We start from the raw sequence: 7,587 nt of genomic DNA on the forward strand, positions 1-7,587 counted from the left end.
TTGCAGGCGTTATAAATATGGCGTCCGATTTCAAGGCGTTTTTCTAATATATGAACTTGAAAAATCTCCGTTTTGAGAAATAGTTCAACGACATAGCGGGGACCCTTTTTCGCCATATTTACCCGGACCTCCGAACATACATTCTATATTAATTTAATGATACAATATTTAAAAAATAAAAACAAGGGCCGATTTCTTTTTTTAAACCTATGTTTCTGGCATTCATCCCGACATTGAAATGCCGGGCCTTCTGCCAGTCGTTCGTAAATTTGCCGAATACTAATTCAGCTCCCCCTTTAGTAACATTTTATAAATCTGGGTGCCGAATTTATAAAAAAATGGATAATTGGACAGTTCTCCCCCCTCCCCAAGTGATACTCCATTTTGTACCCCAGAGTTTCATTAAGGGAGAAAGGCGGCCATTCATGAATCCTTTTCCAGCCTTGATAACCTCGAAGCAGCGAAAACAAAAACCTTGGATTTTTTCGGTAAAAACAAGGAGAAAATAGAGAAATTAATAAAAAGTCTTTAAGCCTTTAAGGAGGAATTCATCATCTTAATTCCAAGTCCCCTGCAAGATAAAATCATTTAAAGAGCAATTAGTTTTGGATTGCTTTTGACCGTTTATTTTAATCGGTGATAAAAAGGGTTTTAAAAAGGGTAAGATGTACTTAAAGTACAAAGAGACCGCAAGTACGGCCACTTACGGTCTTGTACAATAGTCGCCCCTCAAAGAGTGGCTGGCTCTATTGTTCTGAGAAATAGACCAATCCCCCCAACTTGTCAGGGTTCAAGGGAGGTCTATTTCTTTTTGTCTTTAGACAGTACCGCAATCAAAACCCCAAAAGCAATGGAATCACCTTATATTGAAAGGGCATGGCCCTCTTGCATGAGGTCGTCCAAAAAATCTTGGATCTCATCTGTTAATTGATTTGGCCTTTACAGTATTTTTCACATATGTACCGGTTTTGAAAATAATGATAAACCCGGTTATTCCAAGATGACCTAATTGCTTTCGATATCCTTTAGATACTTTTTCATTAATCTCTCCGCCTCTTTAATGCCAGATTCGGTTAAATAAACGGACTTTGCTTTTATGCTTCCGCGAATGAAATCCTCATCCGTAAGCTCATTTAGGACCTCAAACGGATAACCCTTCCAACTTCTTCTCATGTCTCCAGGCAGGTCATTCTCTTTCCATGATGTTAAGTATAGCAATAATAACGTAAGCTCTCTAATCCTTTCCTCCATATCTGAAAAATCCTTTCTCTGTTGTTATTTAGACCCAAGCCACCCTTGTTTCTCGTTACTATTTATACTCCTCTTCCACGTCCCATTCCTTAATTTGAATGGACAAAACCGATTGATCCCGGGTAATCGGTGCATTCGATGTACTGATTGATTGCCGAGTTTTACAACATATTTCATCAGCAGTAATAACTCTTCTTCGATGATCCCTAAAAAATTCGGATCATGAATCAAATTGGAAAGATTATCTTTATAAGGAACGTATGCTCGGTAACGGTTGAAACAACTCCCTACGCATCGTACCCTAGATTTTTTTCATAGATCTGCTCAAGGGAAAAAATTTGTCCTGCATGAAGCTCCAGTAATTTGATCAATTCAAATTCCTTCGTCGTAAAAGCGTTTTGTTTATTTTGATAAATGACGGCATAGCCGTCTAAATCAATCATAAAGATGCCCGAAATACAATTGTTTTGTCGGCTTTTTCGCTTTCCTTTGTTCGTGCCGCAAATGCGCCATAATGCGTGCATGCAACTCTCTCATGCTAAAAGGTTTGACCAAATAATCTTCGCCGCAGACCAATAAGCCTTTAATCCGGTCTTCTTCGCTTCCTCTGGCGTTAAAAAAAATAATTGGACAGTCAATATGTTCACGGATCATTTAACAGAGTTCAAACCCGTCCATTCCGGCCATCATCACATCAAGAATAATGAGTTCCGGTTCCCTTGCAAGGAGCTGCAGCGCCTCCTCACTTATTGTATGCAGTCAAGACTTCATACCCGTGATCTTGAAGAGAATCCTTCATGAATGAAACAATATCCTGTTCATTATCGACAATTAATACTTTTGTCATTGATTGCTCATCCCATCCCGCGCTTTACGAAAATCCTTCCTATGTTCAAAGAAATGGATGTACCACGGATTCAAGTTCCCAACAACATTCCCAAATACTTTTCAAAATTCACTCCTTCCACTTCCGGGATTTTCTTCAGGCTGGCATCATGAATGGCTGCTGTCAGAAATTCCGCTGCCAGTTGAATCGCATTTTTAAAATCGTCTCCGCGCATCATGCTTCCCATAATGACAGAAGCAAATAAGTCGCCGGTACCGGAATAATTTTTCCCATTGTAAGGCATGGCGCTGTAAAAAGTGGTATCTCCATCCAAATACAGATTTCCAACAACCTGGTTATCCGGGTCTGCTGACGGTGGAGTCACGCCCGTGATAATCACCCGGGCACCCGTTTTTTGACGCAAAATATGTCCGGCTTCCTCCAGTGCTTTCATAAAATCCTCTGCATTTGAATAGGCATGAAGTTTTTCATAAGACAATCCTGTCAACAGACAGCATTCCGTCGTATTCGGTGTTATCACATCCGCACACTTTACCAGTTCTTTCATCCGGGCCAGCAGCTCATCCGTAAAAAGCTTATAGGCTTCCCCGCGATCCCCCATGACGGGATCAACGAGCAACAGCGTTTCATCCTTATAAAATGTATCCAAAAAAGAAAAAATATGATCAATTTGCTCTTTACCGGTAACGAATCCGGTATGAATTCCGTCAAAAGCGACCTTCAGTTTGCGCCATTCCTCTTGGAAATACGGCATTTTCGATGTCAAGTCTTCATAAAAAAAGCTTGGATAATCCGTTTGCGCAGACAATACGGCTGTCGGCAGCGGACATGCCTGCACACCCATGACCGACAAGACCGGAATGGCTGCCGATAATGAACATTTCCCAAAAGATGACAAATCCTGTATGACAGCGACTTTTTTCATAAATCCTCCACGAGACGTATCTTTTTGTGTTCATCATATCATAAAAAAAGTTCCCGCAAAAAATAAAAGAAGCGAAGCGGACAACTTATTTATTTATCAACTTTCCAAGCATACCAGCGACTTCAGTTGGCAGTTGAATCGACTTCGGTCAAGAACTTATCTTCAAGGTGAAATAAACCAGCCTATATCCGTTTAAGTACGCATCACCTGTAATATTTTTTGTAAGCAGCTGCCTTACATGTCCATTATAGACACACAACCTTTAGTGAACCCCATTTCCGAAGCAAGAAGAATTGCAATGGATTCAGCAGCCCATATGGACTGCCAAATTGAACAGCAACTTCGTGGAGCCTATTACTTGTACAAATTAATACAATTACTCAAAAAAAGAAAATGATTCTTAAATTGTTGGAATCATTTTCTTTTCTTGATTTTGTATGTTTTCAGTGGCCAAATCTATCCCCATGGGGTACACTTTATCGGGCAGATTTAGACCCTCAGAGAACCACGGAAGCCCCTGGCAGCATAGTATGATTCTGCTCCGTTGTGATACACAAAGACCGTGTCATAGCGACGGTCACAAAAAAGGGCCCCGCCGAGTTTTCTAATATGATCAGGTGTTTTTACCCAGCTTGATGTTTTCGTATCGAAATTTCCAAGTTTCTGCAGCTCCCAATATTGTTCTTGCGTTAAAATCTCAATGCCCATCTCAGCAGCCATATCCATCGCGTTATTTTCCGGTTTATGCTTTTTCCTGGATTCCAGTGCTTCACGGTCGTAACAAACGCTTCTGCGGCCTTTTGGGCTTTCCGCTGAGCAGTCATAAAAAATGTATTCGCCCGTCTTTTCATCTTCGCCGACAACATCCGGTTCACCGCCGGTTCTTTCCATTTCATAGAGTGACCACCGTTTTTCAGTATTAGCTTCCAGCTTTGCTTGGACTTTATCCCATTCAAGTCCTTCATGGCGATTCATGTTTTTCTCAAAACGTTTTTTCAAGGTTTCGAGTAATTCTTTACGTTGTTCAGGTGACAACTCGCTTTTATTGCTCTTTGTCATGTTCGTTTCCCCCTTATTGTTTAAAATTTGTTTTATCATAAATCGTTTTCCGTAACTTTTATAAAGGAAGTGGATGCTGCTAAATTCTGTGGAGAACAGAATAAGGCGCTGACAACGACAGGAACAAACCAATTTTATCACCGACAGAGTCATTACGAATTTACCGGGCTTATAGAATGAAATAAATACCCGTTACTTTATGTGCACCTTTTCTCCGCTGCGTTCCAAACTTACTTTGCTATTCTGTCACGATATACAATGAGTGTAATTGCATTTAATATGATGGTAACGATGAGAAGAACAGATGCAATGACCGCCAAACTGCCCGTTATGTCCATAAGCGCAGTCCAATCCTCAATCTTTACCAGGTGAGAGTTATTGATAATCTGGAAACATAGTGAAATAGCACAAGCACTGATGCTCATAATCGAAAGAACTACCCAATTCTTATGGTCAGGTTTTTTATATTGCATAAGATTAACAACAGGAAGCAACCAGGCAATTAGCCCAAGCACGAGACTGCCAATATTAAGCAATTCAAGCACCTCTCTTTATCATGATAATTTGATAATAGCATAATTCATTCAGCTTTCCATTTATAAGCAGCAATCTTTACTCCATCATTTTTATTTTAAAAAAGATTTTTCAAAATGGATTCTCTTTCGGTAATTTAAATACATTCTCTTTTCTGTAATTTTGATCCCTTCAAAGTATGGTATACTATTTCAAAAAAGCATGATGCGAGGAGGTTCCCGTTATGTCTGATAAAGCAAAAAAAGGGGGGGCCGATCATGATTGGCTAGAAAATAATCTTACGTATGAGGATTACGCTTCCTTAGATGATGGACTTCGTTATGAATTAGTGAATGGTCGACTGGAGCTAATGAGCCCCGGACCATCTGTTACCCACCAGATGCTTAGCTTTGAAATGCAAAAAGTGATAGCCAGAAGCTGTGAGTCAGAGTATCTGATTTTATATGCACCTCTTGATGTCATATTAGCCTCCAATGAAGTTAGGCAGCCCGATTTAATCCTTGTGCACCGACAGCGTATGGATATTGTCAAGAAGCATGGGATTGAGGGGGCCCCGGATCTTGTCGTCGAAATCTTGTCCCCCTCAACAATCAAGCGGGACAAAATGGACAAATTAAAAACCTATGCCATTTATCAGATTCCTGAATATTGGATTGTGGAGCCGAGAACAGGAATCTTGGAAGCCTATGTCCTGCAAGGAAAGCAGTACGAAATTGCTAATATTTTCCAGGAAGAAGAACCTGTAACTTCTCCCCATATCCCTTGCCTATCCTTTACCATGGCAGAAATTATGAGCAAAATTCCAAATTTAGAGGATTAGCAAACCGGCGCAGGACCTGCCTCTTCTTTTATAATTGCTGCGGCCGACGGGAATAAGGCTGCTTCAAGCATAAACCTGGATATAAGATTAGAAAGATTTTACTGATCCTGCTCCGCGGGTTCGACATCGATGAAAATATTGTCATTGAGGAAAGACGATTCAAGATCAGGCAACTTCATAGGCTAAGCCAAGAAGCGTTTCGGTCATCCGTAAAGCCGACCTGTTTGATATGGACCAAATGCAGTTCATTGATTTTATCCGGGAACATGAGGCCTTGGTTCATACGATGGAATGGCTGCCGATAGACATTTAGGAATTCTACAATCATAGGGCCTGCGTGGAAAACTGCATCAAGGAAGCGAAACAGGGGTTTCCATCAATCAGATTCCAACCGGCCCGTTTAAAGCCAACGAATGTGCTGTAATTCGTTCATCTGTCGTTTCAATAATAAACTTTTTCATTGAATACCACCCGTTTGATGAAGCTACTAATTTTATCTTTTTTGGGTATTATACCTGATTTCACCAGCTTTTGGATGCATTTTAGATAAATTTTGTCACGGATTAAGGTTGTATATTGGTGGCATTTTTCATTTTGCCTTTTGTTGAAGTAGATCAAAAGAAGGTTCTGTTTTCCCCTTTTTTTAATGAGACGGTATGCGTATTCCTTCAATCTTGGAAAGTTCCCCCAGATTCGCGCCTTTCCCCCCAACAACCATGAGCTTAGTATTGTCCATGTCCTGAAAACCAAGGCCAAAGGAACTCATACATTTCCCTCCTTTGGCCTCACATATCGAATGAACTTGCTAATGCATTATAACAACAGCAAATCGGAACAAATAGTCCCTTTTTACAAACTTTTATATGTTATGGTAAAAATAGGAATAATTAAACTTTTTGAAAACCAATCCGATGTCTATTTTACATTTAAAAAGGTGCCCCGCCCTCCTCAAAAATGCTCGGACACCTGTTACCCCCTTTCCGAAAAACTTTTACAAGAAAGCGTTTGCCCATCTCTCCTTCGGTTCATAATAAAACCTAAGATCTTTTGCTTTAAGGGGGGATAAGGTGTTTTCTTTTCGCGGTGATGGCCATAAAATATATTTGCAGTTACGAAAACAACAGGATATAAATGCTATACGAGCACTGAAAGAAACAAAAGAAATGAAAAATTTTTACGAGTCCCTTGACAGCCATACACTCCAGTTGGCCCGCCTCCGTATGATCAAAGAACAAAATGGCGTGGGCATTATTCCAATCTTTGTGACAGCCATTCCTTGGCTATTATTTTTATTTTCAAGCAAACTTCAAAAGTTCCTGTTTAAGGACGGCAGCATGCTTTGGGCGGTTTTTGCGTTTCTTTATCTTATTGCTTTAACGGCCAGTGTCCTGATACACTTCAAAGAAAAGGCCTGGACCGCCTTTCATTTGGAAATCATCCAGGATGTTTTGGCTGACAGAGGCAAACATTTCAAGTGAAATTTTTGATAACGTAATACAGCATCTTGAAAAAATCATATCTGAGGGTTGCGAAATTGACTACTATAACGAAATATCAAAAATTGCTACAAGTCTCCATTGCTTAGATCACATCGTTGATTTCGTCACTAAGATTGAACGGCGCTTTGTTTGTTTTTCAGTTTTACATCCTCCATTTCCGCCAGGGACAAGAGATCGTTGATCAGCTTCGCCATTCGATCCATACCGATTTTCATATAGTTCAGCCATTTGATTTGACTTTTAATGGTGGATTCCTGAATGTTTTTGAATGCAACCTATTCTTGTCTAGTGATTTGTTTTGATTTAACTGGTAAAATATAGTCAACAGCAACTCTTTCACCACGACTTAAAGGGATTGAATATCGTTGCTTGGTATATATTTCACACCAGTAAAAGTTGTTATAATCTATTTCTTTGTTGCATTTTGCAATTGCTTGAGTAATTAATAGAAATGCTGAATCTATAATTTCAGCTATGTTATTTCCCTCAATCTGAATGTGTGCAGCCATTCCTTTTGGAATATATTTTGTATACAGTCCTCTGGGTATTTGTGTATTTACTTTTATAAAATCTCCTATTATCCCAAATTACGAAAGTAAATTTGCCGAAAACTAATTCAGCGCTCTTTTGGGAACAATTTACAAATCTGGGT

The 7,587-nt window shown here is 39.7% G+C and carries 9 protein-coding genes and 1 pseudogene; 2 read left to right on the forward strand and 8 right to left on the reverse strand.

From position 1 onward, the window contains the following. Positions 1 to 1,005: 1,005 nt before the first annotated feature. The 6 genes and pseudogenes from AB1L08_RS20695 to AB1L08_RS20715 form a co-directional block, all read right to left on the reverse strand. Positions 1,006 to 1,251: a DUF6429 family protein gene (locus tag AB1L08_RS20695; RefSeq protein WP_413066509.1), complete on the reverse strand. Its 246-nt coding sequence runs from the start codon at positions 1,249 to 1,251 to the stop codon at positions 1,006 to 1,008. A gap of 97 nt (positions 1,252 to 1,348) precedes the next feature. Then, positions 1,349 to 1,509 (reverse strand): annotated as a pseudogene (locus AB1L08_RS22620) (DUF4145 domain-containing protein); the annotation flags it as partial. A gap of 29 nt (positions 1,510 to 1,538) precedes the next feature. Next, positions 1,539 to 1,775: a hypothetical protein gene (locus AB1L08_RS20700; RefSeq protein ID WP_413066510.1), complete on the reverse strand. Its 237-nt coding sequence runs from the start codon at positions 1,773 to 1,775 to the stop codon at positions 1,539 to 1,541. A 393-nt stretch (positions 1,776 to 2,168) separates the two neighbouring features. Then, positions 2,169 to 3,023 (reverse strand): pyridoxamine kinase, encoded by an 855-nt coding sequence (locus AB1L08_RS20705; protein WP_413066511.1) that lies wholly within the window; start codon positions 3,021 to 3,023, stop codon positions 2,169 to 2,171. Between the two features lie 489 nt (positions 3,024 to 3,512). Beyond that, complete coding sequence (locus AB1L08_RS20710) at positions 3,513 to 4,082, reverse strand: DUF4256 domain-containing protein (RefSeq protein ID WP_413066512.1); 570 nt, start codon at positions 4,080 to 4,082, stop codon at positions 3,513 to 3,515. Between the two features lie 230 nt (positions 4,083 to 4,312). Then, complete coding sequence (locus AB1L08_RS20715; RefSeq protein WP_413066513.1) at positions 4,313 to 4,627, reverse strand: hypothetical protein; 315 nt, start codon at positions 4,625 to 4,627, stop codon at positions 4,313 to 4,315. A gap of 212 nt (positions 4,628 to 4,839) precedes the next feature. On the opposite strand from AB1L08_RS20715, the gene AB1L08_RS20720 reads away from it, so the two are divergent. Further along, complete coding sequence (locus AB1L08_RS20720) at positions 4,840 to 5,436, forward strand: Uma2 family endonuclease (RefSeq protein ID WP_413066514.1); 597 nt, start codon at positions 4,840 to 4,842, stop codon at positions 5,434 to 5,436. 643 nt (positions 5,437 to 6,079) lie between these two features. Here the strand turns inward: AB1L08_RS20720 and AB1L08_RS20725 are convergent. Continuing rightward, entirely contained in the window at positions 6,080 to 6,202 is a 123-nt protein-coding gene (locus AB1L08_RS20725; protein WP_413066517.1) for a hypothetical protein, read from the reverse strand. Between the two features lie 301 nt (positions 6,203 to 6,503). On the opposite strand from AB1L08_RS20725, the gene AB1L08_RS20730 reads away from it, so the two are divergent. Beyond that, complete coding sequence (locus AB1L08_RS20730) at positions 6,504 to 6,914, forward strand: hypothetical protein (RefSeq protein ID WP_413066515.1); 411 nt, start codon at positions 6,504 to 6,506, stop codon at positions 6,912 to 6,914. A gap of 296 nt (positions 6,915 to 7,210) precedes the next feature. Here the strand turns inward: AB1L08_RS20730 and AB1L08_RS20735 are convergent, their stop codons facing one another. After that, positions 7,211 to 7,444: a hypothetical protein gene (locus AB1L08_RS20735; protein ID WP_413066516.1), complete on the reverse strand. Its 234-nt coding sequence runs from the start codon at positions 7,442 to 7,444 to the stop codon at positions 7,211 to 7,213. Between the last annotated feature and the right edge of the window lie 143 nt (positions 7,445 to 7,587).

It is taken from the genome of Siminovitchia jepli (assembly GCF_047228825.1).
Taxonomy (GTDB): Bacteria; Bacillota; Bacilli; order Bacillales; family Bacillaceae_C; genus Siminovitchia.

Bases quoted from the DNA above. Each gene is read 5' to 3' on its own strand.
- AB1L08_RS20700 (WP_413066510.1), bottom strand. From the start codon at position 1,775: ATGCACGCATTATGGCGCATTTGCGGCACGAACAAAGGAAAGCGAAAA.
- AB1L08_RS20720 (WP_413066514.1), top strand. From the start codon at position 4,840: ATGTCTGATAAAGCAAAAAAAGGGGGGGCCGATCATGATTGGCTAGAA.
- AB1L08_RS20705 (WP_413066511.1), bottom strand. From the start codon at position 3,023: ATGAAAAAAGTCGCTGTCATACAGGATTTGTCATCTTTTGGGAAATGT.
- AB1L08_RS20695 (WP_413066509.1), bottom strand. From the start codon at position 1,251: ATGGAGGAAAGGATTAGAGAGCTTACGTTATTATTGCTATACTTAACA.
- AB1L08_RS20710 (WP_413066512.1), bottom strand. From the start codon at position 4,082: ATGACAAAGAGCAATAAAAGCGAGTTGTCACCTGAACAACGTAAAGAA.
- AB1L08_RS20735 (WP_413066516.1), bottom strand. From the start codon at position 7,444: ATGGCTGCACACATTCAGATTGAGGGAAATAACATAGCTGAAATTATA.
- AB1L08_RS20725 (WP_413066517.1), bottom strand. From the start codon at position 6,202: ATGAGTTCCTTTGGCCTTGGTTTTCAGGACATGGACAATACTAAGCTC.